The 25,337-nt window shown below is 61.9% G+C and carries 23 protein-coding genes and 1 other RNA gene; 5 read left to right on the forward strand and 19 right to left on the reverse strand.

Annotated features, from left to right (window positions below; all coding sequences use genetic code 11):
* From ISO4_RS17010 to ISO4_RS10035, 17 genes are all read right to left on the reverse strand, one after another.
* On the reverse strand, window positions 1–199 hold a 199-nt coding region (locus tag ISO4_RS17010), incomplete at its 3' end, for a hypothetical protein (protein ID WP_228548045.1).
* A 352-nt stretch (window positions 200–551) separates the two neighbouring features.
* Complete coding sequence (locus tag ISO4_RS17250; protein ID WP_323745366.1) at window positions 552–890, reverse strand: hypothetical protein; 339 nt, start codon at window positions 888–890, stop codon at window positions 552–554.
* Window positions 811–1,497, reverse strand: coding sequence for an NYN domain-containing protein (locus ISO4_RS09965; RefSeq protein WP_194856096.1), 687 nt, complete (start codon window positions 1,495–1,497; stop codon window positions 811–813). The genes ISO4_RS17250 and ISO4_RS09965 overlap by 80 nt, the downstream gene beginning before the upstream one ends.
* Before the next feature lie 202 nt (window positions 1,498–1,699).
* Window positions 1,700–2,956 (reverse strand): DUF6161 domain-containing protein, encoded by a 1,257-nt coding sequence (locus ISO4_RS09970; protein WP_194856097.1) that lies wholly within the window; start codon window positions 2,954–2,956, stop codon window positions 1,700–1,702.
* Between the two features lie 237 nt (window positions 2,957–3,193).
* Window positions 3,194–3,670, reverse strand: coding sequence for a PLP-dependent aminotransferase family protein (locus ISO4_RS09975; protein WP_228548046.1), 477 nt, complete (start codon window positions 3,668–3,670; stop codon window positions 3,194–3,196).
* Window positions 3,671–3,801: 131 nt separating this feature from the next.
* A complete protein-coding gene (locus ISO4_RS09980; protein ID WP_194856098.1) occupies window positions 3,802–4,521 on the reverse strand; it encodes a hypothetical protein in 720 nt (239 codons plus the stop codon).
* A 35-nt stretch (window positions 4,522–4,556) separates the two neighbouring features.
* Window positions 4,557–4,925 (reverse strand): TM2 domain-containing protein, encoded by a 369-nt coding sequence (locus ISO4_RS09985; RefSeq protein ID WP_228548047.1) that lies wholly within the window; start codon window positions 4,923–4,925, stop codon window positions 4,557–4,559.
* A 1,542-nt stretch (window positions 4,926–6,467) separates the two neighbouring features.
* Window positions 6,468–7,940 carry an aminomethyl-transferring glycine dehydrogenase subunit GcvPB gene (gene gcvPB / locus ISO4_RS09990; RefSeq protein WP_194856099.1) on the reverse strand — a complete coding sequence of 491 codons (1,473 nt, stop codon included), beginning with the start codon at window positions 7,938–7,940 and terminating at the stop codon, window positions 6,468–6,470.
* The gene (gcvPA, locus tag ISO4_RS09995) at window positions 7,937–9,295 is read right to left on the reverse strand and encodes an aminomethyl-transferring glycine dehydrogenase subunit GcvPA (RefSeq protein WP_194856100.1); all 1,359 of its coding nucleotides are present in this window, start codon (window positions 9,293–9,295) and stop codon (window positions 7,937–7,939) included. Before gcvPA ends, gcvPB begins: the two co-directional genes overlap by 4 nt.
* Before the next feature lie 158 nt (window positions 9,296–9,453).
* The gene (gene gcvH, locus ISO4_RS10000) at window positions 9,454–9,840 is read right to left on the reverse strand and encodes a glycine cleavage system protein GcvH (RefSeq protein ID WP_067608007.1); all 387 of its coding nucleotides are present in this window, start codon (window positions 9,838–9,840) and stop codon (window positions 9,454–9,456) included.
* Window positions 9,841–9,865: 25 nt separating this feature from the next.
* Window positions 9,866–10,960 (reverse strand): glycine cleavage system aminomethyltransferase GcvT, encoded by a 1,095-nt coding sequence (gcvT, locus tag ISO4_RS10005; RefSeq protein ID WP_194856101.1) that lies wholly within the window; start codon window positions 10,958–10,960, stop codon window positions 9,866–9,868.
* Window positions 10,961–11,236: 276 nt separating this feature from the next.
* A complete protein-coding gene (locus ISO4_RS10010; RefSeq protein WP_228548048.1) occupies window positions 11,237–14,281 on the reverse strand; it encodes an Ig-like domain-containing protein in 3,045 nt (1,014 codons plus the stop codon).
* 12 nt (window positions 14,282–14,293) lie between these two features.
* Window positions 14,294–15,655, reverse strand: a complete 1,362-nt coding sequence (locus ISO4_RS10015) for an outer membrane protein transport protein (protein WP_194856102.1) — start codon at window positions 15,653–15,655, stop codon at window positions 14,294–14,296.
* Window positions 15,656–16,102: 447 nt separating this feature from the next.
* Window positions 16,103–17,356, reverse strand: coding sequence for an FAD-dependent monooxygenase (locus tag ISO4_RS10020; RefSeq protein ID WP_194856103.1), 1,254 nt, complete (start codon window positions 17,354–17,356; stop codon window positions 16,103–16,105).
* 196 nt (window positions 17,357–17,552) lie between these two features.
* A complete protein-coding gene (locus ISO4_RS10025) occupies window positions 17,553–18,719 on the reverse strand; it encodes an FAD-dependent monooxygenase (RefSeq protein ID WP_194856104.1) in 1,167 nt (388 codons plus the stop codon).
* Entirely contained in the window at window positions 18,716–20,038 is a 1,323-nt protein-coding gene (pepP, locus tag ISO4_RS10030; protein WP_194856105.1) for a Xaa-Pro aminopeptidase, read from the reverse strand. Before pepP ends, ISO4_RS10025 begins: the two co-directional genes overlap by 4 nt.
* A 9-nt stretch (window positions 20,039–20,047) precedes the next feature.
* Window positions 20,048–20,650, reverse strand: a complete 603-nt coding sequence (locus tag ISO4_RS10035; protein ID WP_194856106.1) for a UPF0149 family protein — start codon at window positions 20,648–20,650, stop codon at window positions 20,048–20,050.
* Between the two features lie 198 nt (window positions 20,651–20,848).
* Here ISO4_RS10035 and ISO4_RS10040 point away from each other — a divergent pair, with 198 nt between their 5' ends.
* The 4 genes from ISO4_RS10040 (at window position 20,849) to ISO4_RS10055 (ending at window position 22,376) form a co-directional block, all read left to right on the forward strand.
* Window positions 20,849–21,064 (forward strand): TIGR02449 family protein, encoded by a 216-nt coding sequence (locus ISO4_RS10040; protein WP_083209676.1) that lies wholly within the window; start codon window positions 20,849–20,851, stop codon window positions 21,062–21,064.
* A complete protein-coding gene (locus tag ISO4_RS10045; RefSeq protein WP_194856107.1) occupies window positions 21,061–21,384 on the forward strand; it encodes a cell division protein ZapA in 324 nt (107 codons plus the stop codon). The genes ISO4_RS10040 and ISO4_RS10045 overlap by 4 nt, the downstream gene beginning before the upstream one ends.
* A 35-nt stretch (window positions 21,385–21,419) precedes the next feature.
* A non-coding RNA gene (gene ssrS, locus ISO4_RS10050) (6S RNA) lies at window positions 21,420–21,603 on the forward strand.
* Window positions 21,604–21,782: 179 nt separating this feature from the next.
* Complete coding sequence (locus tag ISO4_RS10055; RefSeq protein ID WP_194856108.1) at window positions 21,783–22,376, forward strand: 5-formyltetrahydrofolate cyclo-ligase; 594 nt, start codon at window positions 21,783–21,785, stop codon at window positions 22,374–22,376.
* Here ISO4_RS10055 and ISO4_RS10060 read toward each other — a convergent pair.
* Both ISO4_RS10060 and ilvA read right to left on the reverse strand, forming a co-directional pair.
* On the reverse strand, window positions 22,361–22,513 hold the full coding sequence (locus ISO4_RS10060) for a hypothetical protein (RefSeq protein WP_194856109.1): 153 nt from the start codon (window positions 22,511–22,513) through the stop codon (window positions 22,361–22,363). The genes ISO4_RS10055 and ISO4_RS10060 overlap by 16 nt on opposite strands.
* 357 nt (window positions 22,514–22,870) lie before the next feature.
* Window positions 22,871–24,388 carry a threonine ammonia-lyase, biosynthetic gene (gene ilvA / locus ISO4_RS10065; protein WP_194856143.1) on the reverse strand — a complete coding sequence of 506 codons (1,518 nt, stop codon included), beginning with the start codon at window positions 24,386–24,388 and terminating at the stop codon, window positions 22,871–22,873.
* 131 nt (window positions 24,389–24,519) lie between these two features.
* On the opposite strand from ilvA, the gene rpiA reads away from it, so the two are divergent.
* The gene (gene rpiA / locus ISO4_RS10070; RefSeq protein ID WP_194856110.1) at window positions 24,520–25,173 is read left to right on the forward strand and encodes a ribose-5-phosphate isomerase RpiA; all 654 of its coding nucleotides are present in this window, start codon (window positions 24,520–24,522) and stop codon (window positions 25,171–25,173) included.
* Window positions 25,174–25,337 lie beyond the last annotated feature (164 nt).

Below are 25,337 nucleotides of genomic sequence, written 5' to 3' on the forward strand. Positions count from 1 at the left end.
GAGAATGGTAGCGTGAAACGAAGCGTGTCCACTTTATCGGGGGAAGATCAAAGACCTTCTGCTTGACTGACAGGAGGCGGTGGTCGAAGGTTAAATAAAGAGTGAGGCTGTTTCCCGCTCGCGCCAGCCACACATAAATAGCAAGAGACAACAAGCAAATCGCCCCAAAACCAATCACTAAAATTTTTAATGCGATCATTATTATACCCTTAAAACTACAAATCACTCTTTTTCAAAGCACCAACAACATTTAACGGATATAACTCATTCACCCCTTCACTAAATAGCGACCCGCGCGAGCTATCGTGAATTAGTCTCGCGTTAAGCTTGCCCATTCCCCTGGCAAGTAAAAACGTGATCGACAGATTAGTCAACAGCTCTACCCGCCTTTGGGTTAAACAGAAAAAGGGGTCTGAAAAAGCCATCTTTAAGTATTGCTGAATAACTAACGCCTACGCACTGCCAATCTTCACTCGAAATCCAAACCCTTCGCAGCTTTCACATCGTCCAGCCGGCGCACGGGCTGGGTGAACGACGCTTCGGTGACGGGCTCAGGGCTGGTGTTGGCTTCTTCCAGGATCTTGGCATGACGTCGATGAAGTCGTCCATGGCTTCCTGGTGGGCTCGATGAGGAAGCATTCGGGAACCAGCAGCGGGAAGTAGATGGTGGGGGCGCGCTGATTGTAGTCGAAGAGGCGCTTGGCGATGTCGAGCGCGGTGACGTGATTATCCTTCGCTTGTTTGGCGAAGGTGAGGGTGATTTGTGGCTGGCGCCACGCCCGCGGTAGACGGCTTGGCAAACTGAACGGCCTACCAGTAATCCGGCTTCCTGATTGGCTTCTTTCTTGTTGGTATCTGGTCGGGAAGGTGTGATTGCGAAAGCTCAACATCGGTGATGTGATGCCGAGTCCAGTCTGCAAACTCGCTGAGGCTCTTATTTCCTGGGCGATGCCCATTGGATGACTTTGGGTCTCTGATAGGAAAGATAACACCTAGTTGGAGCTGCCCGCCGAGGTCCTCTTTTAGGGCTTTCACGACGGGAGCCAAGTCCGTGTCATTCGAGACAAATACCTGTTGATCAACGCCCTCTTTGAGCGCGTCACGATAGGCTTCCAAAGCCATATTAACGTCCGTTTCCTTCTCCTCAAGGCGCCAGACATCAACTCGACGAGACTTATCAGGCGGTTGCCTGTATTCAAGGAGGCGAGCCCTTTCCAAGCTATAATAGCCTTTGATGATCTTTACTGTAGAGGGGTACAGCGCCTTCAGAGCCCGATGATAGGACTGCTGCGCAATCATGGCGTCCTGCCCGTGCGTGGCGATCTTGGCGTGTATATTTGCAGTAAAGAACTTGATGCAGACGAGATCAGAGGTTGGATCTTGTGCGCGGACAATGCGCTGGAATAACAGCTTCTGAATGTCCAGCCATTTATCCTGGCTATGTTTCAGGCAACCGTAGAATAGGTTGTAGCCGTCTACATAGATAATGGTTTTCATGCAGTGGGGCTCCGGTAAAATTCGGTGCCCCAGAAATGAGAAAACCGCCCAGAAGGCGGTTTTCCCGCCCCAAGCAGCAGCCAACTTAATGACCCTGCGAGGGGGGAGTCGTGCTTGATATGGTGCGATATCAACGACAGGTTGTCAACTTTAAGTTGACAACCTTGCATGAAGGAGTAACCAGCTAACCCACTGAAAAGCATCAATTTTTCACCCTAGAGACACCAGCAATGACATCTGCGGGGCTGGGCATCGTGGGCCCGTGGTCGCCGCCCAGCAGACCTGAATCTGAGCGGCTGAAGAGAGCCTGAAGAACGATGTCTCTGGACTTAGTATCCAGAGCCCCTTCGTTGATTAAGGACAGATAAAGATGGGAGAGCTGCTCTCTTTCCTCTGCGTCACGCTGTAGATGATAGGAGCTGAATGTCAATCTCGAGAGGACGCGGACCAGGAAAACGGCTGCCGCAGCGGAGGCCCCGAACAGAGCGACGCCTTGCAAACTGTGCAGGCCGAATGGAATTTCGGATTTATTCGTTAGCCATTCCCAGAAAAAAACACCTGCGGCGACGGATAGCAGCAGAGAAAAAAGTACTAGCAACCTGGCCCAGCCTTTGCCTTGGCGTCCGAGGGCACTGGCCCGGTCCGCCCAATACTTAGCAGGCGCTTCCAGGCGAAGCTTTTCCCGATACAGCGCCTCCAGCTCCTTGTTACGCTCGACAGCATAGTCAGCCATGCTTTTAAATAGCTCCGAATGCGCTGCTACAGACTTTATAGAATCTTCTCTGTAATGAGTGAACCAATCGGCAGTCTGCTTCTGCATCCGGTCGAACCACTCTTTAAAGCTACTCTCTGTTCCGTTTCGCCAGCTGTCAATCTCATTGCGAAATTCCGCTATTTCCACTACCAGCCTGTCGCGTTCTTCCTCCAGATCTTTTCTTAGCGTCTCAAACGACTTCTTCTCTGCTTTACGGCGCTTTACCAGATGCGACCGGTCTTGTAGGCGATATTCGTAGGCCATCAGAACGCCGGTGAAAGAATCAAAGCTCGGCGGATTCCCTACCGTTTGGGCATGATCACTAATCATCGAATCACGAAACGCATTCCCTGATGTCTGGGAGTATTCGTAGGCGGCCAGCATGGCCTCAACAAAAGGGGCTCCTCTATATACCCAGTTTTGAGCCATCCAGTTTGTAAATGCCTTTTTGTCTCTCTCAAAGACCTGCCGGACTTGGTCGATATTATTCTTTTTGGGTTCTGCTAGCTCTGCTTCTTCTAAAGCACTCATCTTTTTTAAGAAGGCCACCACCTGCTCTGGAACTGATGCCAGCGGCTTATCGAGGTTATTGCCGAGCTGCTCTCTTTTTTCGTTCCAGAATCGACGTTCAGCTTCCAGAAATGAGCGCACCTCCTCCGAGGCTTTTAGCACAAAAGGCTGATTCGCCTTGTCGGCAATTTTCAAGTTAATGTCCATATTTGGCTGCCTGTTATAGGGCGATCCCTGACTTTTATGGTATCCAGAAGCCAAGTTAGCGTACAAAGCCAACTTCAAGTTAGGTGTGATTACTGTAAGGCCACGTTTGGCCGCTTATTGTTATACGTCCATAGCCAGCGCGGCGCAAACTCCTGAGCCACACTCGATAGCCTGTTGCGCAAACACAAAAATGGCGCCAGAAAAAGCCCCTCCAAATAGTAACGACTAACTAACCGTTAGAACCGCACCATTACTCACTCCAAACCCAATCCAACTCCTTCGCCGCTTCACATCGTCCAGCCGGCGCACGGGCTGGATGAACGACGCTTGGGTGACGGTATCCAGGTCGGTGTTGGCCTCTTCCAGGATCTTGGCCATGGCGTCGATGAAGTCGTCCATGGCTTCCTTGGTTTCGGTTTCGGTGGGCTCTCTAGGAAAGCACTCGGGCACCAGCAGCGGGAAGTAGATGATGGGGGCATGCTGGTTGTAGTCGAGCAGGCCCTTGGCGATGTCGAGCACGGTGACTTGGTAGTCCTTGGCCTGTTTGGCGAAGGTGAGGATGAATTCGTGGCTGGCGCGGCGGTCCGGGTAGGCGGCCTGGCAGCCGATGGCTTCGAGGCGCTTGAGCAGGTGGTTGGCGGCGAGGCCGGAGTATTCGCAGATGCGGATGACGCATTCGCAGTAGCCCCTATAAATAAGCACACAGCAGACACCTTCGGGCCGCTCCCAAGGGTCAAACGACAAGTCCTGACCCCACCGTTCGTTTCGCGCACATGATTTCAGTGCACGAACCGAGAGGAGTCTTAGGCGATTAATTTAAATAAAGACAATTTTTATTTACAGGATGAAGAATACTTAACAAAGTCAGATGCAATCTTTTTCGGAGATTTCCGGTCTGTAAAGGCTTTCTTCAACGGCCCTTCATCCATTAGCTCGACATAATGAAGGCCATCAACCAAACTTTCTCGGTCCATGCGTTTCAGCTCACCAAGAAACTCGTCGTACCATTCATCAAAATTTCTATATGGCCAATCATCTGCTTCCTGGTTCTGAAACATACCAGCTACGGCTTCTCCATATTCCATTTCTATGTTTTTTGCTAAAATTCTAGTTTCATCGCTAGTGTAAGACAAATCAGGAATTCGAGCCGCAACAGCATTTGAAAGATAAACCAATAACGGCACCGAGATAGCTGGACAAAATTTTCTTTTACCTTGACCAACTTGCTGGACGTGATCGGCAGCTATAAATACAGAAGCAACTTCTGGTCGAGCCTTTTTTAAAAACAATTTATCAATCAATTTTAGTTCATAATTGGTTGCAGACGAATCGAAAGCGGTCGCCAAAAAACCGGTGGGATCCTGCACCCCTTTTTTACTTATGTTCATTAAAATTTTATATTGATAATCTCTTCGCTTTTTTTCTGGAGATCTAATAAAGCCGAACATTTCGTTAACCTTTACGATCGGGATTGAGAGAGAATGAGGCTTGGCGTTGGCTTTTCGCAACCGAAAGCCAACCAGTGTAAATAGAGGCAGTTCTTGGTGCTGCATTCACCAAGAAAATATTTCCTCAGTCTCACCTGTGTTCAATGTTTATTACTGGCGCCGCCAAATCTGGCGTTGAATGTCTCGTCGCTCATCGTGATAAGAATAATGAATTCTATGAAGGCAATGATCGCAGGGATAAAAGTCCAGAAGAACAGAAGATAGATGATGCCTTGGCCTATCTGGCCCAAGTAGAATTTGTGAACACCAAACCCGCCCAAGAAGAAAGCCAACAGGGCGGCGGCAACCTTACTTTTACCGTTAGGCGCCATATTCACGGACGGCGGAGGCGCCATCTGACGAATACCACATTTCGGGCAGATCTCTGCCCGAGCTTTAATGATTTCACCACAATCCGGGCAAAACTTCTCATCCACAGCCTTTTTGCCTTTCATTTCATCAAGTTCCATAATTTCCCCATGATTTAATATTGACAACAAGCAATGCCCCACAGCTGCAGCAAGGCATCATCTTACTTCGCTTAGCGAATAGGACCTGACGGTAGCGGAACCATCTGCGTAACTTTCGGTTATGGTTAGCCGATCATCCGGCACGGAAACACGCCAGTGCACGGGTTCATCTCCAGCCCTTGTCCGCCAAGGGCCATCTTTCGTCGCCCAAACCAGCTTATTACCGTCCAGATAACATCTTAAATCCCACCGACTTTTATCGAAATCTCTAATATAATGGAACTTGTAGCTACTTCCTGATTTGCCGTCAAAAGCCACTATTCCTACATTTTTCGACATGATGGTTGCGATACCGGCTCTACATATCTCTGTTTCCGTAAAGCGCCCCAGCTCAACGTCTTCTTCGGCAGCCAGGAACCCAAAGATTGCTACGTTAACCGTCAAACATAGAACAGTTAATGCAACCATGGACATCAAGTACTTTTTGTTTGGTGGTTTAGATGCCCCCAATTCCAGGGCCTCGTGGCGAAGCAGGGCCCTTTCCCCAGATCCTGCTATCAACTTAATTCCACAATGAGTACAGAAGGTATCTCTTTCCCCGACCTGCTCTCGGCATTCCTGGCATCGCCTCACACTATCTTTATCCAATTTCCCCTCACAGACCTGTAATAATGAAATTCCTTTCCTGCATGCCTTTAGGCAAGGGCAGTAGTATTGCTCTGATTTCATGTATAGGGAAGGCCAAGCGCGAACCTGGTCATAAGTAGTGGGTGCAGCCGCTGAGGCGGTGCGCCAGCCGAACTGAATACGCACCTAAGCACTACAACTTAGCTAAGAGCACCGTTGCTGCCATTGCCAGCACGAACGCAGCAATAGGGCTGAATGACACGGCTAAGGCCGTGAACAACGCGCCGAATGCACTCAACCGAAGGTGCAGACTTGCTGAACTCGCCAATGCAGGTTGCGCCACAGGCGTTCCTCCATCAACTGGCCCCAGTCTTTCAGAATGCTTGGATTAGGGCCGTTCAGACTTTTGCTACTTTTTATATAACCCGCTTTTTTCAGGAAGTAGCAAACCAAGCGGGACGTTTGGCGAAGCAGAGAAATTCTCCGTCTCACGCATTCAAAAGACATGAAGTACTACAAGATCATGTCTTAATTCTTGCATCCATTTTTGTCACAGGTGATTCGGTCGTGAGAATCAACCCAGTGACTTGGATGGTCCTTTGTGTTGTACCCACAGCCGGTGGTGCCACCCTTATTGCCTTGGTGGACAACTCCGGTCGGTATGTGCTTAACAGCCATTTTTGAACCCTCCTATTATTATATAATTCCTTTTCGCCGAAACTTCGTCGGCTTGTCAGCAGGTTTGCACGAATGAAAACCTATTCGTCATCCCAATGCTCAGTCGCATTACTGCAAAACCATAATGCGACACGCATCACAATTCAATACTCATACGCTCTTGTCGCGCAAGCACAAGAAGGGGCCAGAAAAGGCCCCTTCGGAAGTAACGACTAACTAACCCTTAAAACCCCACCATCACTCACTCCAAACCAAATCCAACTCCTTCGCCGCCTTCACCTCATCCAGCCGGCGCACGGGCTGGGTGAACGGCGCTTCGGTGACGGTCTCCGGGTTGGTGTTGGCTTCTTCCAGGATCTTGGCCATGGCGTCGATGAAGTCGTCCATGGCTTCCTTGGTTTCGGTTTCGGTGGGCTCGATCAGGAAGCATTCGGGCACCAGCAGCGGGAAGTAGATGGTGGGGGCGTGCTGGTTGTAGTCGAGCAGGCGCTTGGCGATGTCGAGCGCGGTGACGTGGTTGTCCTTGGCCTGTTTGGCGAAGGTGAGGATGAATTCGTGGCTGGCGCGGCGCTCCGGGTAGGCGGCCTGGCAGCCGATGGCTTCGAGGCGCTTGAGCAGGTAGTTGGCGGCGAGGGTGGAGTATTCGCCGACGCGGATCATGCCTTCACGGCCGAGCACCATGGCGTAGAAGTAGGCGCGCAGGAGGACGCCGGCGTTGCCCATGAAGGCGCTGAGGTGGCCGATGCTGGTGGGCAGGGTGTCGGTGTCGATCCAGTGATAGTCGCCGGCTTCTTCGTCCAGGCCCGCCATGGGGGTGGGCAGGTAGTCCAGCAGGCGCTGGGAGACGCCCACCGGGCCGGCGCCGGGGCCGCCGCCGCCGTGGGGGGTGGCGAAGGTTTTGTGCAGGTTCATGTGGATGACGTCGAAGCCCATGTCGCCGGGGCGCACTTTGCCGAGGATGGCGTTGAGGTTGGCGCCGTCGTAGTAGAGCAGGCCGCCGGCGTCGTGGACGGCTTTGCTGATGGCTTCGATTTGCCGCTCGAACACGCCACAGGTGGACGGGTTGGTCATCATCAGGCCGGCGGTTTGCGGGCCGCAGGCTTCCTTGAGGGCTTCGAGGTCCACGTCGCCGTCTTTGCCGACGGGCACTTCGCGGACTTTGTAGCCGCACATGACGGCGGTGGCCGGGTTGGTGCCGTGGGCGGCTTCGGGGATCAGGATTTCGGTGCGGGCGTCGTCGCCGCGGGCTTCGTGGTAGGCGCGGATCATGGCGACGCCGGCGAATTCACCCTGGGCGCCGGCCATGGGGGCGAGCGAGACGCCTTTCATGCCGGTGACTTCCTTGAGGAAGTTCTGCAGCTCGTACAGGCACGCCAGGTAGCCCTGGCTGTGGCTGGCCGGGGCGAGCGGGTGCCGGTTGAGGAAGCCGGGCAGCATGGCAGCGCGGTTGGCGCCGCGCGGGTTGTATTTCATGGTGCAGGAGCCGAGCGGGTAGAACTGCTTGTCGATGGCGAAGTTCTTGGTCGAAAGGTTGGTGTAGTGGCGCACCACTTCCAGCTCGCCCACTTCCGGCAGGCCGGGTTTGTTTTTGCGGCGCAGGCTGGCGGGAATCGCGGACAGTTGGTCTTCACTCACGGGCTTGGGCGCTTGCGCGGTGGCGCTGCGGCCGGGACGGGAGTGTTGGAAGATCAGCGTGGTTTCGTTGCTCATGCCAAGACCTCCTTCAGGGCCTGCGCGAATAGATCGAGATCGCCTTCGGTGTGGACTTCGGTGCTGTTCACCAGAATCGCGTTCTTCATCGAATAGTCCTTGGCGAGGCTGAGGCCGCCGAGGATGTCTTTTTCCGCCAGGCGGGCGAGCACGGTGTCGGCGTCCTGGGGCAGCGTGAGGGCCACTTCGTGGAACACCGGGGCGCTGAAGGCGCGCTCGACGCCGTCGATGGCGCAGAGCTTGTCGGCCAGTTTCTGGGTGTTGGCGTGGCAGTGGCCGGCGACGCTGGCGAGGCCGTCCGGGCCCAGCAGGGACACGTAGATGGTGGCGGCGGTCATGGCCAGGCCCTGGTTGGTGCAGATGTTACTGGTGGCCTTGGAGCGGCGGATGTGCTGCTCGCGGGCTTGCAGGGTGAGGGTGAAGCCCTGCTTGCCTTCCATGTCCACGGTGCGGCCGATGATGCGGCCGGGCATCTGGCGCACGTGTTTTTTCTTGCAGGCCATGAAGCCGAAGTAGGGGCCGCCGGAGCTGAGCGGCACGCCCAGGGGCTGGCCTTCGCCGACCACGACATCCGCACCCTGCTCGCCCCACTCGCCCGGGGGCGTAAGGATCGCCAGGGAGGTGGGGTTGGTGACGGCAATCACCAGCATGCCGTTGGCGTGGGCCCAGTCGGTGAGGGCGTCCACGTCTTCCAGGCTGCCGAAGTAGTTGGGCTGGCTGATCACCAGGGCGGCGTAGTCCTCGCCTTCGAACGGGCTGAGGCTGTCGACCAGGGTCTGGCCGGCGTCGGTGCAGAACGGCACGGACACCAGCTCCACGTCCTGGTTGCTGACGATGGCTTCGCAGGCGCTGCGGTAGCGCGGGTTGAGCGCGTCGGGCACCAGCACCTTGCGGCTTTTCGATTTGCGGTTGGCGCGCAGGCTCATCAGCACCGCTTCCGCCAGGCCGGAGGCGCCGTCGTAGACGGACGCGTTGGAGACGTCCATGCCGGTGAGCCGGGCGATCAGGGTCTGGTATTCGTAGATCACCTGCAGGGTGCCCTGGCTGGCTTCCGCCTGGTACGGGGTGTAGGCGGTGTAGAACTCACCGCGGGTGGCGATTTCCCATACCGCCGCCGGGATGTGGTGCGCGTAGGCGCCGCCGCCGAGGAAGCTGAGCGCGAAGCGGTCCTGCTCGGCGCGCTCGGCCATCAGGCGGGTCACTGCCATCTCGCCGCGCCCTTCGGGCAGGGCGTCGAGGCCGTGGCCGGCTTTCAGGTGGGCGGGGATTTCATCGAACAGGTCCTCGATGCTGTCGGCGCCAATCGCCTGGAGCATGGCCTGGACGTCGTCCGGGGTATGGGGGATATAGGGCATGGGGCGTTACCGGATAATTAGGTGGTAAACAGGATGGTCAGGGCGTTCTAAAAGGGGCTGCAAGCTACAAGCTTCAAGCTGCAAGCAGGCCGGTGCCGGTTTTTAGCTTGCAGCTTGTAGCTTGAGGCTTGCAGCCCGCCGGGCAAACCGCCCGGCGGCTATTCGCTGTCGATCTGCTCTTGATACTGGTCGGCGGTGAGCATTTCTTTCAGCTCGCCACTGTCGGCCATTTTGATCTTGAACAGCCAGCCGCCGGCGTAGGGCTCGTTGTTGACGAGCTCGGGCTCGTCTTCGAGCGCTTCGTTGACGGCGACCACTTCGCCGGACACCGGGGCGTAGATGTCGGAGGCGGCTTTCACGGATTCGACCACGCCGGCCTCGTCGCCGGCGGCGAATACCACGCCCTCTTCGGGCAGTTCCACGAACACCAGGTCGCCCATGGCGTCCTGGGCGTGGTCGCTGATGCCGACCACGGCGATGTCGTCTTCCACGCGCACCCATTCGTGGCTGTCGCGATAGCGCAAATCGGCGGGGATCTCGCTCATTGGTATTTCTCCTTGGCCGTGATCGTTATAACGGTTTGTAGGTGGCTTTGCCGTTGCGGACGAACGGCGCCCGCACCACCTGGGCGTTGAGACGTTTGTTGCGTATTTCCACTTCCACGGTGCCGGTGGTGCCGGCGGGCAACCGGGCCAGCGCCACCGCCTTGCCCAGGGTGGGCGAATAAGTGCCGCTGGTGATTTCGCCGTCCGGGCCGACGCTGCCACCGGGCACGTGCACGCCCTGGTGGGCGCGCAGCACGCCCTTGCCTTCCAGCACCAGGCCGAGCAATTGCCGGTGGCCTTCGGTTTTCTGTTTTTCCAGGGCGGCGCGGCCGACGAAGTCGCGCTCGGCGTCGTCCAGGGCCACGGTCCAGCCGAGGCCCGCTTCCCAGGGCGTGATGTCCTCGTCCATGTCGTTGCCGTACAGGTTGAGGCCCGCCTCCAGGCGCAGGGTGTCGCGGGCGCCCAGGCCGGTGGGCCGCACGCCGGCGTCCACCAGCCGCTGCCACAGGTCTTCGGCCTTGTGGCCGGGCAGGATGATCTCGGCGCCGTCTTCACCGGTGTAGCCGGTGCGCGCGATCAACCATTCACCCACGTATTCGAAGCCGAAGAACGGCAGCCCGGCCACCGCCTTGGCGCCGGCCTCGCAGAGCACCTTTTCCAGGATCGCGCGGGCTTCGGGGCCCTGCACCGCGATCATCGCCAGGTCGGGGCGCTCGTGGATGTCCACGGCGAAGCCGCCGGCCTGCTTTTCCATCCAGTCCAGGTCCTTCTCGCGGGTGGCGCAATTTACCACCAGCCGGTAGTCGTTGTCGCCTTTGTAGACGATCAGGTCGTCCACCACCCCGCCGCGCTCGTTGAGCATGCAGGTGTAGATGGCGCGGCCGGCTTTGACCTTGTCGATGTCGTTGGCGAGCAGGTGGCGCAGGTAGGCACGGGCATCGCTGCCGGTAACGTCCACCACGGTCATGTGGGAGACGTCGAAGGCGCCGGCGTGCTGGCGCACGGCGTGGTGCTCTTCCAGCTGGGAGCCGTAGTGGATGGGCATGTCCCAGCCGCCGAAATCCACCATCTTGCCGCCGGCGGCGAGATGGGCGTCGTAAAGGGGTGTGCGGTGACCCATGGGGTTAATTCACTCCATATCCCGGGCAATGGCCGGGCTGTTCACGGTAGGGGTGAAGGATAACGGACCAGCGGGTGGAAGCCTAGGTGGCGCGGGGGTTTTGGGGGCTTTGTAGGGAGATTGTGTGGGGGATGGTGGGAGCGGGCCTTGCCCGCGAAAGGCAAGCAAAGCTTGCCGGCAGGATCCCAGAGAGGCTGGTTATAGGTCTCTGGAATCCTGCCGGCCGGTTTCACCGGCCTTTCGCGGGCGGGGCCCGCTCCCACAAACCCTGGCCCGTTAGGGCTTGATGGGGGTGGAGATGTAGTTGAGGAACACGCCGCCGGCGGGGATGCCGAGGGTCATGTTGGCGGCATCGACCGCACCATCTCGTCGAAACTGGATGGCGGTGCTGATTGATCGGGCCTGCTGGCTTCGCTGCTCAATCTGTAAACGGCCGTCGTCCAGGAAGGTCACATCTCCGACCAGCCTCAGGCTCAGCTCATAGCTGTACAGCTCATGCTCCAAAGTGAGCCCGAGAGCCTTTGGTTCCAGGTAAGGCGCGGTCAGGAAAATGTCCAGATTGGTCTCGAACACCGGGCCGTCATCGCCTTGGCGAATCCAGCCGGTGACTGGTTCCGTCCGCCCTTCACCCCGGTCTTCGTAGCGAATGCGCATTACCTGCGGCCCCGTGGCGATGGTCACGTCACCCAGGGGCAGGAACCACAAGGCCAGCGCCCCGTAGATATCCACCGACGAGGTCTGCAGCAACGTCGGGTAGATGTTCACCCGTACCGCGTCTTCCTGCTCGTCATAGCCGACGACTTCGACGTCCAATGCGCCCGTTATATAAATAAATTTCTCCGCCGGACAGTCGGCGCCATCGTAATCACAACCGACGCGGGCTTCGTCTAACAAGCCACCCTTGCTCTGCACGAACAGCTCGGTGCTGTTCGGCGGCACCGGGTATTCGTTGGGGTTGCCGGCGGCGGGCTGCGGTTGCGGCTCGCTGTCCTGGTGGACGAAGTCCGAATTAACATCAAACGTCGGCAGGTTGCGCAGCACCTGGAAGACGTCTTTGTTGGCCGGCGCACCAGTGAAGTAGAGCTCCATGTCCGGGCCGCCCATGTCGTCGGTGGGCGCTTCCAGGGTGGCGGTCTGGAACGGGCCCAGGTCCTCGGTGCAGATGGCGGTGCCGTTGGTGCAGTTGGCGGTGGTGAAGTCCTGGTTTTCGGACAGCATCACATAACGGTAGGTGGCGCCCTCTTCCCAGGGCTGATCCGGGATGAAGGTGACGGTGCGGGCGTTGTAGTTGAGCTCGCCGGGCACCGCTTCCTGGCAGACGTAATTGTCGCCGCTTTGCTGCGGCGCCTGGCCGGGATCGGCGACCTTCTCCACGCGGAAGGTGCCGGTGCCGCAGGTTTCGCCGAGTTGGAAGCTCTCTTCCAGCATCACCTGGGAGAACTGCACTTCGATGGCGCGCTCGGCGGGCATCGGCATCACCGGCAGGTGATCGTCGTCGCTTTCGCCGCCACGGCAGATGCCGTGGTCGCCGTTGGCGATATCCCAGGTGGCTTTGTCCACCGCGCAGGGGAAACCCGGGTAGGTGGTGGTGGCGATGGCCGGGTGGCCGCTGCCGATATAGGTGGGCAGCGTGAAGCTCAGGGTCTCGCCGAGGGCCGGGTTGCCGGCGATGTCGGTGATGCCGTCGGTGAACTGCACCTGGTAGTCGGTGTTGTACTGCAGCATCGGCTGCGGCTGGATCACCACGGAGACGCCGTCCAGGTAGTACTCGTAGTCCACCGGGTTGCCGTCGGCGGTGACGCGCAGGGTATCGCCGGCGATCACGCTGGTGGGGTCCAGCGGCTCGCTGAAGTTGAGGACGATCGGGTCGCCGGGGCGCTGCTTGTTCACGTGGTCGCCAGGCTGCCAGGCGGCCAGCTCGGGGCTGGTCCTATCCACTTCCATTACCGGGGCGTTTTGCTGGTCCGGGTAGGATTCCATGTGGAAGCTGAGCACGCCGTAGGCGGTTTCGGTGCCGAGCACTTCCGGCTCCACCACGCCGACGGCGTCGACGATCAGGCTACCCTGTTGGGTGTCGGCGATGGCGTAGCCCACCAGCTCCACCTGCAGCAGGGTCTGGTTGAAGGCGCCGTTGGCGCGCTGCACCTCGGTGTCGAAGGCCACGTCCATGGTCAGGCGCAGCTGCTTGGGCGCGGACGGGTCGTCGGTGTAGGGGTTGGGCAGCAGGTAGCCGTTGGCGTCGCCCAGGAAGGTGACGGTGACTTCGCCGGAATCGAAGCCGGCGGGCACTTCGCCGCCGATGCGCACGTCCAGCGGGTCGCCCTTGAGCAGCGAGCCCTTGGGCACGCGCAGCGGGGTTTTGTCCGGGAAGTTGGGGGCGAAGGCGAGCTCCGCGAACACATTGCCCTGCTGCTTGGAGACGGTGTTGTCGCCGAGCAGTTTGGCGATCAGCGGCACGCAGTTGATCGGGTCACCGGTGATCGGCGAGGTGCGCACGCCTTCGTCCAGGCAGCCGAGCACCGGGTCGGCGGGCGCCGCTTCCTGCACCAGGGTGACGCGCGGTTTGGTGTTGCGCGGCGAGAAGGTGCGGGTGAAGCCGCCGGCCAGCTCTTCGCCGTAAAGGTTTTGCACGCCGTTGCTGAGTTCCAGGGTGACGTCGCTGCCGCTGCTCAGCTCGTTTTGCGGGTCGATGCTGATGTGGCGGCCGTCCACGCGCAGGTACGCGGGCACCGTTTCGCCGTCCTGGGTGAGGGTGACGGTGTCGCCGTAGACCACGGTCTGGCGGTCCAGCGGCTGGGTCATCACCAGGTTCACCGAGGAGAAATCCAGGAACGGCAGGTCGTCGCCGTCCGGGCTGACGCTGGCCACCCCAAAGCTGTCGCTGAGCTGGCGCAGGGCGCGGGGCTTGCCTTCCAGGGCGGCGCGGGTTTTGAAGTCCACACTGCCGTCGGGGATGGCGGCCTCGCCGCTGTCGGTGCGGATGTTGTTGAGGGTGAGCGCGTACTCACTCTTCACCGCCAGGGCGCTGTCCGGCATCAGGACCGCGCTGCGGCCCTGGTCGGCGCCGCGCACCGAAAAGCTCACCGAACCGTCCGGGCCGGTGAGGGTAAAGTTGGAGGCGTCCACTTCCACCGGGTCGGAGAAGCGCACCACCACCGGCGCGTTGGGGGACACTTCCGCCTGGCCGTCGAACGGGTAGCTGTAGACCACCTCGGTTTCTTGCCAGTTGTCGAAGCTTACTGTTTGTTCGTCACCGCTGCCGCCGCCGCAGGCGGCCAGTATCGCGGTGCCCGTGAGCACTATCAGCTTGCGCATATCCATGACCGACCTCCGTTAGAATTTCAGCGTGACCGACCCGGAGAAGACGTGGACGTCGCCGTCCGCTTCCACGGTTTCGTAGGGTTCCGGGTAGGTGGGCGAGTTGGTGGCGTAGAGATCGAACTCGCGGGCTTCGAGTTTCTGGTACTGGTAACCGAAGTCGAAGCGCACCGGGTAGGCCAGGAAATGCGGGTTCTTGTACTTGGCGGTGAGGCCCAGGCCGACGATCCACTTGTCCGCGTCCAGGTAGTTCACGTCCAGGGAGGCGTTGGATTCCAGCGGGGACTCGCTGTAGGCGACGCCGCCGGTGAGCATAAAGGTGTCGTTGAGCTCGAACTCGGCACCCAGACGCGGCACCACGATGTCCTGGAATTCCAGGGTGCCCACTTCGCTGTTCACCGCCTGGTCCTTGATAGTGTCGTCGTCGAACTCTTCTTCCAGGTCGGACCACTGCTGCATTTCCACCGAGGCGCCGACGCGGAAGCGCTCGCCGCCGTAGAGCAGGCCGGCGGAGTAGATGTTGGGCTGGTAGGAATCCAGGGTGGTGACTTTCAGGTTCAGGCCCGGGGGCGCGATGGTGCCGGGGATCACGGTCTGCGCGTCCACGGTGGTGTTGGTGTTGGAGTAGCCGCGGAACGCGAAGGCGGTTTCGAAGCCGTCCAGCCAGCAGCCTTCGTTGTCGGGGCAGAAGGTTTCCGCCATGTCCACGGTGGCGCTGAGAATCGGGCGAATCGACGGCTTGGCGGAGACGTTCAGTTCTTCGTACTGGGTTTCGCCGGCCAGGTTGGTGGTGGCCACCAGCTCCGCTTCCGAGTGCAGCGTGATACGGGCGGAGGCGCCGATGTCGATGCCGCGCCACAGGGTGGTGGCGCCGCCCAGGTTCAGGAACAGCGGCTGACGGCCGTATTCGAAGTATTGCCCTTCCCGGGAGGTCTGGGACTCAAACGCCAGCATTTCCTCGCCGTATTTCTCCACGCCGATCATCACGCCGAAGAAAATCGGGTGGTTGAATTTGGTCAGCGAGGAGAGATCGGTCTTCATGCCGATCAGGGTGTGCTGGGAGGGCGAATCCTGCAGCACGTCGCCGCCGCTGCGGTTGGGCGGGTTGGCGCCGCCCAGGCTGGTGGCACGCAGTTCGTGGTCGGCGTGCAGCAGGCCCAGGGTCAGCTCACCGCGCGGGTCCTTGGTGAGGTAGGCCGGGTTGTAGTACACGGCGGAGACCTGGGTGTTGAACATGGACAGGGCCTGGGCGGAGGCCACATCGGAGGGCAGCACCCCGTAGGTGGTGCCGATGTTGCCCATGCTGGCGTAGGCGGCGGTGGTGGAACCAATGGCAAGCGCCAGGGCAGCGCCCCGGGCGACGATTTTATTGTTCATGGCGAACTACTCCGTCAGGCCGTCTCGGGGAAGAACGGCGGCTTTGTTATTTACAGGTGTTCACTTAACGGGCGCGCAGTATGTGCGACGAATTAGAAACAAAACACTGGTTAACGCTACATTTCGTGCACTTTTGTTAACCGTTTCCGTTAGTCAAAACCTTTTACTGATGCGGATTTTATAGGCTAATAATTAAGTATCGGCTCTGGGTACCCCTCTACCATAAGACCTTATTAGAATCGCTGTAGACCGCGTGATCAGCGGGCTGCGGCGCCAGGGCCAATAACGGACAGAAGATACGGCTTGTGAATAAACGTCAACGTATCGGAACCACAAAACTTGTAAAAGATGCGTGAGGACAAACGGAGGCCGCGCTGTCAATGCTTACGTCATTGACAGCTGTGTACATCGGGAAATAAGCGACGCGCCCCCCCCCGGGGCCGCGGGTCAGGGTCGGGCGTTGCGGGGGAGGTCGCCGGCGCGGCCGAGGGCGCGGTGCATGAAGGCGTGGCGGGCGGGGGCGAGGCGGTTGACCAGGCCCAGGCCGGTGTTGCGCAGCCAGCGGACGGCGGGTTCGGGGCGTTCGAACAGCAGCTTGAAGCCGCGCATGGCGTTCTGCATCAGCAGGTTGTCGGCGCGGCGGCGGCGCTCGTAGCGCGCCAGGATGGTGGCGTGGGCCACCGGCAGGCCGGCGGCGCGGGCGCGGCCGAGTTCTTCGGCGAGCACGGCGGCGTCCAGCAGGCCCAGGTTGATGCCCTGCCCGGCCAGCGGATGGATCACATGAGCGGCGTCGCCCACCAGCGCCAGGGCGCGGCCCTGATAGCGGCTGGCGTGGCGCTCTTCGATGGGGAACACGGCGCGGCGGCTGACCACCCGGGCGGCGCCCAGCACCTCGCCGGTGGCCTGGCTGAGCGCGGCGCCGAAGGCGTCGTCGTCCAGCGCCATCAGTTCGTCGCTGCGCTGCGGCCAGGCAGACCAGACGATGGAGCACCGGTGGCCGTCGCCACGGTGGCCGCCGTGGCCGAACAGCGGCAGCAGCGCCAGCGGACCGGAGTCCATGAACGCCTGGCGGGCGCAGCCGCCGTGGGGCCGGTCGGTTTCGATGGTGGCCACCAGGGCGCGGTGGCCGCTGTCGCGGGCCGGGGCGGGGATGCCGGCGGCGTCGCGTACCCGCGAGCGGGCGCCGTCGGCGCCCACCAGCAGATCGGCGCTGAAGGTCCGGTCGCCGGCGGTGACCCGCCAGCCGTCGCCGTCTCGGGTCAGGTCGTCCACCGGGGTGTCGCCGTGCCAGGCCAGGGTGTCACGCTCGCCGGCGGCCTCGAACAGCGCGGCGGTGAGGTGGTCGTTCTCCAGCAGCCAGCCCAGGCAGTCGGCGCCGGCGTCGGCGGCGCTGAAGCGCACCTCGCCGGTGCCGTCCCGGTCCCACACCTGCATGCTGGCGTAGGCCTGCACCCGCTCCGGGTCGAGACGATCCCAGACGCCGGCGTGGCGCAGCAGCCAGTGGCTGGCCTCGCTGAGCGTGGACACCCGCGGCGCGGATTCGCCGCTGGGGCGCACCGGCGCCGGGCCGGCGTCCAGCACCCGCACGGAAAACCCCGCGTCCGCCAGCAGCAGCGATAACAGCCCGCCGGCCATGCCGCCGCCGACGATCAAAACATCGGTGTGGGTTGTACTGGAAAGGTTCGCGGGGTCGTTGGTCATGGGTGCTCTCTAACAGGCCTGGAGGCGATACAGGATTCAGGATGCAGGATACAGGCGCGCGGTCGAGCGTGCTGCGACGGGAACGCCGCGACTCCGCGCCGACGGCGTTGACGCGCGGGCACGGCCTTTAAGACCGCGCCAGTCTGTTCCGCGCTGCATCCTGAATCCTGCATCCTGCATCGCGGCTCTGCCGCCATCACAACCCCATGGCCCGGCGGCCGAAACCCTTGCGGGCGGCGGGTAATAGATCCAAGGACAGCAGACCGAGCTGGCGGCTGTGGGCGAACAGCGGCTGGCGCACGCGGAACAGCTCCGGCAGCCAGCGCGAGGCGTGGCCGATCTGGCTCTGGTCGGCGCGGCGGTCGGCGGCCCATTGCTCAAGCAGGGCCAGGCGGCCCGGCTGGGCGTCGCCGCCGACGCGGCGGGCCAGCAGTTCGAGGTCGCGCAGCGTCAGGTTGAAGCCCTGGCCGGCCACCGGGTGCAGGGTGTGGGCGGCGTTGCCGACCACCGCCGCGAACGGCACCGCCTGGGCGCAGGCTTCGCTGAGCACCAGCGGGTAGCGGGCGCGCTCGCCGACGCGGGTGAGGCGCGGCATACCGCGGCCGAGCCGTTCGCGCAGGGCGGCCAGAAAGGCGTTGTCGTCCAGGTCCATCCAGCGGTCTACGTCGTCGCGGGGGCCGGTCCAGACCAGCGCCATGCGCTCGCCGGGCAGCGGCAGCAGGGCCAGCGGGCCCTCGTCGAGGAAGCGCTCGAACGCCTGGCCCCGGTGCGGCTCCGCCAGCCCGACGTTGGCGATCAGGGCGTCGTGGCCGATGTCCCGGTGGCGGGCGCTGATGCCGAGCCAGTCACGGGTGCGCGAGCGGGCGCCGTCGGCGGCGATCAGCAGCGGCGTGTGCAACTCTTCGCCATCGTCCAGTGTGGCTTCATAGCCGTCGGTGGCGCGGCGGATGCCGGTGAGCGACGCCGGCGCGCGCAGGGTGATGGCCGGATCCGCTTCCACGGCGCGCAGCAGCACATGGCCGAACCAGCGGTTTTCCACCACCGCGCCCAGGCGCGGCAGGTTCTGCTCCGCGGCGGTGAGCCGGGCCAGGCCGAGCCGGCCGCGCCGGGACACGTGCACGGTGTCGATGCCGGCGGCGTTCTCCAGCACCGCGTTCTGCAGGCCGAGCTGCTCGAGAATCGCCAGGCTGCCGGCGGACAGCGCCGTGCTGCGGGCGTCGAAGCTGGGCGTGTCCGGCGCCTCGCCGGCGGCCAGGGCGTGGCTTTCCACCAACACGACCTCGCCCGCCCCGTGGTGGCGCAGCAGCAGCGCCAGGGCCGCCCCCGCCATGCCGCCGCCGACGATGAGCGGGGCAGCGCTCATGCACGCGCCTCGCGCATGAGCGCTTCGATGTCGTCGATGGCCTTGGGCACGTCGCGGGTGAGCACGTCGCAGCCCTCTTTGGTGACCAGCACGTCGTCCTCGATGCGGATGCCGATGCCGCGCCAGCGCTCTTCCACGGTGTCGTCGTCCGGGGCGATGTAGAGGCCCGGCTCCACGGTGAGGGTCATGCCCGGTTCCAGTTGGCGCCATTCGCCGCCGATGCGGTAGTCGCCCACGTCGTGCACGTCCAGGCCCAGCCAGTGGCCAGTGCGGTGCATGAAGAAGCGCTGGTACGCCTGCTCTTCGATCAGGTCGTCCGGGTTGCCGGCCAGCAGACCGAGATCCACCAGCCCTTCGGTGAGGATGCGCACCACGGTTTCGTGGGGCACGTTCCAGTGGTTGTCGGTGTGGGTGGCTTCGATGGCGGCGTACTGCGAGGCCAGCACCAGCTCGTAGAGGGCGCGCTGCTCGCCGCTGAATTTGCCGTTGATCGGGAAGGTGCGAGTGATGTCCGAGGCGTAGTTGTGCAGCTCGCAGCCGGCGTCCACCAGCACCAGGTCGCCGTCCTTGAGCGGCGCGCTGTTTTCGATGTAGTGCAGGATGCAGCCGTTGGCGCCGCCGCCGACGATGCTCGGGTAGGCCGGGCTGCGGGCGCCGTGGCGCATGAATTCATGCAGGTACTCCGCTTCCAGCTGGTATTCATACATACCCGGGCGCACCGCCTGCATGGCGCGCACGTGGGCGCCGGCGGAGATCTGGGCCGCCTGTCGCATGAGCTCGGTTTCCGCCTTGCTTTTGAATAGGCGCATGTCGTGCAGCAGGTGCGAGAGCGCCACGAATTCGCCGGGGGGCTGGGCGCCGGTGCGCACCCGCTCGCGGATGGTGTTGATCCAGCCCATCAGGCGGCTGTCGAAGGCGGCGTCGCGGCCCAGGTCGTAGTAGACCCGTTCGCGGCCTTCCACCAGGCCGGGCAGGATGTCGTCGATGTCGTTGATGGGGAAGGCGTCGTCGGCGCCGTAGTCCGCCACCGCCCCTTCCGGCCCGGCGCGGTAGCCGTTCCAGATTTCCCGGGCGCGGTCGCGCTCGCGGCAGAACAGCACGTATTCGCCGTGTTCGCGGCCGGGCAGCAGCACCATCACCGCTTCCGCTTCGGGAAAGCCGCTCAGGTACCAGAAGTCACTGTCCTGGCGGTAGGGGTGTTCCACGTCCCGGTTGCGGGTGCGCTCCGGCGCGGCGGCCAGGATGGCGATGCTGTTGGGCTCCATCTGCTCCATCAGCTCGCGGCGGCGGCGCTGGAATTCCTGCAGACGAATGGTCATGGGTTCTCCTCAATGCCGGGTGGGCGGCGTTTCCGGTTCGGCGGCGTCGCCGGGGCCGGGCTTTTTCGCGGCCTGCTGTTTCATCACCAGGTCGGTGTAGATCATCAGCGCGGACATGCGGCAGTGCTCGGCGACCTGCTCGAACATGCGCTCTTCCTCCTCGCCGGTTTCTTCCGGCGTGGTCACCTGGCTCACCGCGGACAGGTCGGACAGCGCCTCCTGCACACCCGGCGACAGCTCGGTGTCGGCGACGCCGGCGGCGCCGGTGCCGAAGCCCACCAGGAAGCCTTCGCTCCACTGGCCCAGGGCGGCCACGCGCAGGTCCAGGTCGTCTTCGTCGGCGGGCAGCAGCAGTGGCAGCTCCAGGCCGGTGCCGGAAAAGCCTTCCAGGGTCTGATCGCGCCAATCGATCAGCGCGCGGGACAGTTCCGGCGGCAGCCCCTCGGGCTGCTCGGCGTGGGCGGCCAGGGTGCCCAGCAGGGCGTTGTCGTCCTGCCCGTGGCCGGTGGCCAGCAGGCCGCAGACCACGCCGTGCAGTTCGCTGGGCGAATTGGGAATGCCCGCCTGGGCGGCGGCGCGGGCGAGTTCGTCGAAGTCGGGCAGTTCGGGCATGGGGCTCCGTCTTTACTCTTTAATGACTTTCTGCAAAGCGGCGCTAAGTGCTTAACCCGCCTTGATTTGCGTTGACCCTTCGCAGGGCCGTATCTATAGTACAAAAAGCCGTCAATGGCGGCGGGCAAACTTCCTTCCCGCCTGCGATTCGGACCCGGATCGGGGGCTCAACCTTAGGCGAACAGCGACCAATTTGCCATGACGATGGAACAACAACTCCGGCAACTGGAAGCCCGGGTGGACGAGCTGCTGCGCATCTCCGCGCACCTGCGCCAGGAGAACCGGCTGCTGCGCGAACGGGAAACCCGCCTGCTCGATGACCGCGCCCAGTTGGTGAAGAAAAACGATCTGGCCAAGGCCCGCGTTGAAGCCATCATAACCCGCCTGCAGTCCCTTGAGCAGGAGGATTCATGAGCGACGGCCATTCCCTGGTGATTCATATCCTGGATAAGGAATACCGGGTCGCCTGCCCGCCCGGCGAGCAGGACAACCTGCTGCGCGCCGCCCGCTACCTCGACAACCAGATGCGCGAAGTGCGCCAGGCCAATGTGATCGGCCTGGAGCGGATCGCCATCATGGCGGCGCTGAACATGAGCCACGAGCTGCTGGAGGCCCGCGAACAGCTGGGCGACGACAGCGGCAACGACGAGCGCATTCAGGGTTTGCTGAGCCGCCTGGACAACGAGATCCACGCCTTCGAGGAAGGCAACGACGAGACGTCTGTCAAGCCCTGACCGTCACCCCCCGCCCCTGTTATACTCCCGGCAAGTGTTCCCTGGACTGTGCGCCAGCCGGGTTACGTCCCTGCCGATGCTTTTCCATCAGGGGTCCAAATTGGTGTGCCTGTGCGCATGTCCGCCTTCGAGCGGAAAGCCTGAGGGCATTAACCTGCGGTCCCCGCCTTGAACTTTTCGGTTCAAGGGCAACACCCGCAGCGGCGGTTCGGGGAACACGCTTAATTTTGTAGGAGCGGGCCCTGCCCGCGAAAGGCCGGTGCAACCGGCCGGCAGGATCCCAGAGACGCCTGTTATTGGCCCGCTTTTGAAGCTCTCTGGAATCCTGCCGGGAGCTTCGCTCCCTTTCGCGGGCAAGGCCCGCTCCCACAGGCGGCTGTCGTCGAAAGCGTTCCCCTATGTCCGATCAAACTCCCTCACGTGCTCAATTGCGCCGCACCTTGCGGGCGCAACGCCGTGCCGTTAGCGCCGGTACGCGGCGGCGGGCGACGCGGGGGTTTGCTCGGCATTTGCCGGGGGCGCTGGGGGTGCGGCGGTTTCGGCATTTCGGGGTGTATCAGGCGGGGGACGGGGAGTTGGATCCGTTGCCTGCGCTAGCGCATTCGCGCTTTGGCGAGGTGGCGTTATATCTTCCGGTGTTGGATCGCGTGCATCGCGGGCGGCTGCATTTTCATTTGTGGCGGCGCGAGCGGCGGCTGAAGGCGAACCGTTTCGGTATCGGCGAGCCCCGTCGCCGGGAGCGGGCGCGGGCGGCCTGGGCGCTGGATGCGATTCTGGTGCCGCTGGTGGGCTTTGATGACCGGGGTCACCGGCTGGGCATGGGCGGCGGGTTTTACGACCGCGCGCTGGCGGACCTGGCGCGCCGGCCCCGGCGGCCGCGCCTGATCGGCGTGGCGTTCGAGTTTCAGCGCCAGCCCAGGCTGCGCGAGGCAGCCTGGGACCAGCCTCTGGATCAGGTGGTGACCGACGTTCGGCGTTACTTACTGTCGTAATTGCTGAACTGCATGCCCGCGGAATTCGCGAAGCGCTCCAGATCAGAATCGTCGCCGCCGTGGGTGATGGTGCTGACCAGCACCCCAAGAGCAAATACGAATGCGAGGACGACAAGTGCGTCCGGCTTCTTCTTCATTGTGTTTCCATTCCCCAAATTTCAAGAAAGCTCGGTACGGTGGAGCCCAGTACAAATGCGGACCGCCGTTTTCTGGCCCTCCGGTATGGCCGGAGTGGTACGGCGTTTTCCGCTTCCCCTAAACCCGTGTCGGGCGAAAGACTCATCATGGTAAGCCATTTGTTTCGTAACAAGATGAGAACCGGGTCAAAATTCAGGCATTCAGCCTACTCAAGTCAAGGAGTTACGGCCCGTTCCTCACGTTTCTTAACAAAACTACAGTGCAACATTCAAATTCACGCCCGCTTCACTGCATAACCGCGCATAAGGCGTTGTTCGCAGTAAGGCGTCTACCCGGTGGGACCGGCGCGCCCGCTATTAGTTCAAGAACAGCCGGTAGGCCGGGTTATCACTCTCTTCCACCATCGGATAAGGCACCTTCTTCAGGTCCTTGCGCAGGTTGCCCCGGTCGCCGAACGGCACCTGGAAACCCACCAGCACCCGCCCGTAGGCGGCGCCGTGGTTGCGGTAGTGGAACAGGCTGATGTTCCATTTCTGCCCCAGCGACATCAGGAATTTGACCAGGGCGCCGGGGCGCTCGGGAAATTCCACCCGGAACAGCATTTCGTCCAGGTCCTGCCGCGAGGTGTGGCCGCCCACCATATGGCGGATATGCAGCTTGGCCATCTCGTTGCCGGTCATGTCGACCACCGGGTAGCCGGCCTCGCGCAGTTCCGCGATAAGCGGAGCAAGGTCCGTGCCACCAGGACGAATCTGCACGCCGACGAAGATGTTCGCCTCGTGCTCGCTGGAGTAGCGGTAGTTGAACTCGGTGATGCTGCGCCGGCCCAGCGCCTGGCAAAACGCGCGGAACGCGCCGGGCTTCTCCGGGATGGTGACGGCGAGGATCGCCTCGCGCTGCTCGCCCAGTTCGGCGCGCTCGGAGATGTGGCGCAGACGGTCGAAGTTCACGTTGGCGCCGCTCTGGATCGCCACCAGGGTTTTATTTTCGGCGCCGTGCTTGTGCACCCAGTTCTTGAGGCCGGCCAGCGCCAGCGCGCCGGCCGGCTCGCAGATGGCGCGGGTGTCCTCGAAGGAATCCTTGATGGCGGCGCAGATTTCGTCCGTGGTGGCGGTGATCACCTCGTCCACATGGTCGCGCAGGACGCGGAAGGTCTCCTTGCCGATTTGCCGTACCGCCACGCCGTCGGCGAACAGGCCCACTTCAGAGAGCGTCACCCGGCGCTTGCGCAGCATGGCGGCCTGCAGGCAGGCGGCGTCCTCCGGCTCCACGGCGATGATCTTCACCTCCGGCCGCACGTATTTCACGTAGGCGGCGATGCCCGCCGCCAGACCGCCGCCGCCCACCGGGATAAAGATGGCGTCCAGGTCGCGGCTCTGCTGGCGCAGGATCTCCATGCCCACGGTGCCCTGCCCGGCGATCACGTCCGGGTCGTCATAGGGGTGAACGAAGGTAAGCCCTTCTTTCTCCTGCAGCTTGGTGGCGTGGGCCAGGGCGTCGTCGAAACCGTCACCGTGCAGCACCACCTTGCCACCGCGCTCGCGCACGGACTTCACCTTGATCTCCGGGGTGGTGCGCGGCATCACGATCACCGCGCGCACGCCCATGGCGCTGGCGGCCAGGGCCAGGCCCTGGGCGTGGTTGCCGGCGGAGGCGCAGATCACGCCTTTACTGCGCTGCTCGTCGCTGAGGCTGGCCAGCTTGTTGTAGGCGCCACGCAGCTTGAAGGAGAACACCGGCTGCAGATCCTCGCGCTTGAGCAGCACGCGGTTGCCGATGCGCCGGGAGATCAACGGGGCCGCATGGATAGGGGTCTCCAGCGCCACATCGTAGACGCGGGATTGGAGAATCCGTTTTACGTATTGATCAAGCATCGCAGGCATGGAAGATCCGGAAGGGTAAAACCGCTAGTTTACGGGGCACGGGGCGGGAGCGTCCATCGCGCTGTCCTGTATCCACGGCCCCGCAGTCCGTATAATCCCGCCATCGCAACGAGGATGATCGCATGGACCAGAACGCTTTGAAGAAACAGGTGGCCGAAGCCGCCCTGCGCTACGTGCCGGAAGGCGAAGTGGTGGGCGTGGGCACCGGCTCCACCGCGAACTTCTTCATCGACGGCCTGGCGGCCATGAAGGACCGCATCACCGGGGCGGTGGCCAGTTCCGAGGCCACCGCCGAGCGTCTGCGCGGCCACGGCATCCCGGTGCTGGCGCTGAACGACGTGGACCGCCTGCCGGTGTACGTGGACGGCGCCGACGCGGTCAACGAACACCGTGAAATGATCAAGGGCGGTGGCGGCGCGCTGACCCGCGAGAAAATCGTCGCGGCGGTGGCCCGTGAGTTCGTCTGCATTGTCGACGGCTCCAAGAAGGTGAAGCGCCTGGGCGGCTTTCCGCTGCCGGTGGAAGTGATTCCCATGGCGCGTTCCTACGTGGCGCGCAAGCTGGTGGGGCTGGGCGGCCGCCCGGAATACCGTGAAGGCTTCGTCACCGACAACGGCAACATCATCCTCGACGTCCATAATCTGGACATCGTGAACCCGCTGGATCTGGAAAAAACCCTCAACAATATTACCGGCGTGGTCACCAACGGGCTGTTCGCGCTGCGCCCGGCGGATGTGGTGCTGGTCGGCGAGGGCGGCGGCGTCTCCGTATACTGAGATTGACCCCGCCGCACAGCGTGCTGTGCACCAGATGACACCCTCGACCTGGCACGGGCGTTCCTCTTAACCGGCCCATTACGTTCGGCTACCCTCCCGCTACGTTCCGTAAAGTAACCCGTCCCCCGTCTACCGTTCACAACCTTTTTCATACGGCATTCACC

The sequence above is a fragment of the Alloalcanivorax venustensis ISO4 genome, from assembly GCF_015356855.1.
Classification (GTDB): Bacteria; Pseudomonadota; Gammaproteobacteria; order Pseudomonadales; family Alcanivoracaceae; genus Alloalcanivorax; species Alloalcanivorax venustensis.

Coding starts and splice junctions, on each gene's coding strand:
- ISO4_RS17250 (WP_323745366.1), bottom strand. CDS start 890: ATGTTGAGCTTTCGCAATCACACCTTCCCGACCAGATACCAACAAGAA.
- ISO4_RS09965 (WP_194856096.1), bottom strand. CDS start 1,497: ATGAAAACCATTATCTATGTAGACGGCTACAACCTATTCTACGGTTGC.
- ISO4_RS09980 (WP_194856098.1), bottom strand. CDS start 4,521: ATGCAGCACCAAGAACTGCCTCTATTTACACTGGTTGGCTTTCGGTTG.
- ISO4_RS09985 (WP_228548047.1), bottom strand. CDS start 4,925: ATGGAACTTGATGAAATGAAAGGCAAAAAGGCTGTGGATGAGAAGTTT.
- gcvPB (WP_194856099.1), bottom strand. CDS start 7,940: ATGAGCAACGAAACCACGCTGATCTTCCAACACTCCCGTCCCGGCCGC.
- gcvPA (WP_194856100.1), bottom strand. CDS start 9,295: ATGCCCTATATCCCCCATACCCCGGACGACGTCCAGGCCATGCTCCAG.
- gcvH (WP_067608007.1), bottom strand. CDS start 9,840: ATGAGCGAGATCCCCGCCGATTTGCGCTATCGCGACAGCCACGAATGG.
- gcvT (WP_194856101.1), bottom strand. CDS start 10,960: ATGGGTCACCGCACACCCCTTTACGACGCCCATCTCGCCGCCGGCGGC.
- ISO4_RS10010 (WP_228548048.1), bottom strand. CDS start 14,281: ATGGATATGCGCAAGCTGATAGTGCTCACGGGCACCGCGATACTGGCC.
- ISO4_RS10015 (WP_194856102.1), bottom strand. CDS start 15,655: ATGAACAATAAAATCGTCGCCCGGGGCGCTGCCCTGGCGCTTGCCATT.
- ISO4_RS10020 (WP_194856103.1), bottom strand. CDS start 17,356: ATGACCAACGACCCCGCGAACCTTTCCAGTACAACCCACACCGATGTT.
- ISO4_RS10025 (WP_194856104.1), bottom strand. CDS start 18,719: ATGAGCGCTGCCCCGCTCATCGTCGGCGGCGGCATGGCGGGGGCGGCC.
- pepP (WP_194856105.1), bottom strand. CDS start 20,038: ATGACCATTCGTCTGCAGGAATTCCAGCGCCGCCGCCGCGAGCTGATG.
- ISO4_RS10035 (WP_194856106.1), bottom strand. CDS start 20,650: ATGCCCGAACTGCCCGACTTCGACGAACTCGCCCGCGCCGCCGCCCAG.
- ISO4_RS10040 (WP_083209676.1), top strand. CDS start 20,849: ATGACGATGGAACAACAACTCCGGCAACTGGAAGCCCGGGTGGACGAG.
- ISO4_RS10045 (WP_194856107.1), top strand. CDS start 21,061: ATGAGCGACGGCCATTCCCTGGTGATTCATATCCTGGATAAGGAATAC.
- ISO4_RS10055 (WP_194856108.1), top strand. CDS start 21,783: ATGTCCGATCAAACTCCCTCACGTGCTCAATTGCGCCGCACCTTGCGG.
- ISO4_RS10060 (WP_194856109.1), bottom strand. CDS start 22,513: ATGAAGAAGAAGCCGGACGCACTTGTCGTCCTCGCATTCGTATTTGCT.
- ilvA (WP_194856143.1), bottom strand. CDS start 24,388: ATGCTTGATCAATACGTAAAACGGATTCTCCAATCCCGCGTCTACGAT.
- rpiA (WP_194856110.1), top strand. CDS start 24,520: ATGGACCAGAACGCTTTGAAGAAACAGGTGGCCGAAGCCGCCCTGCGC.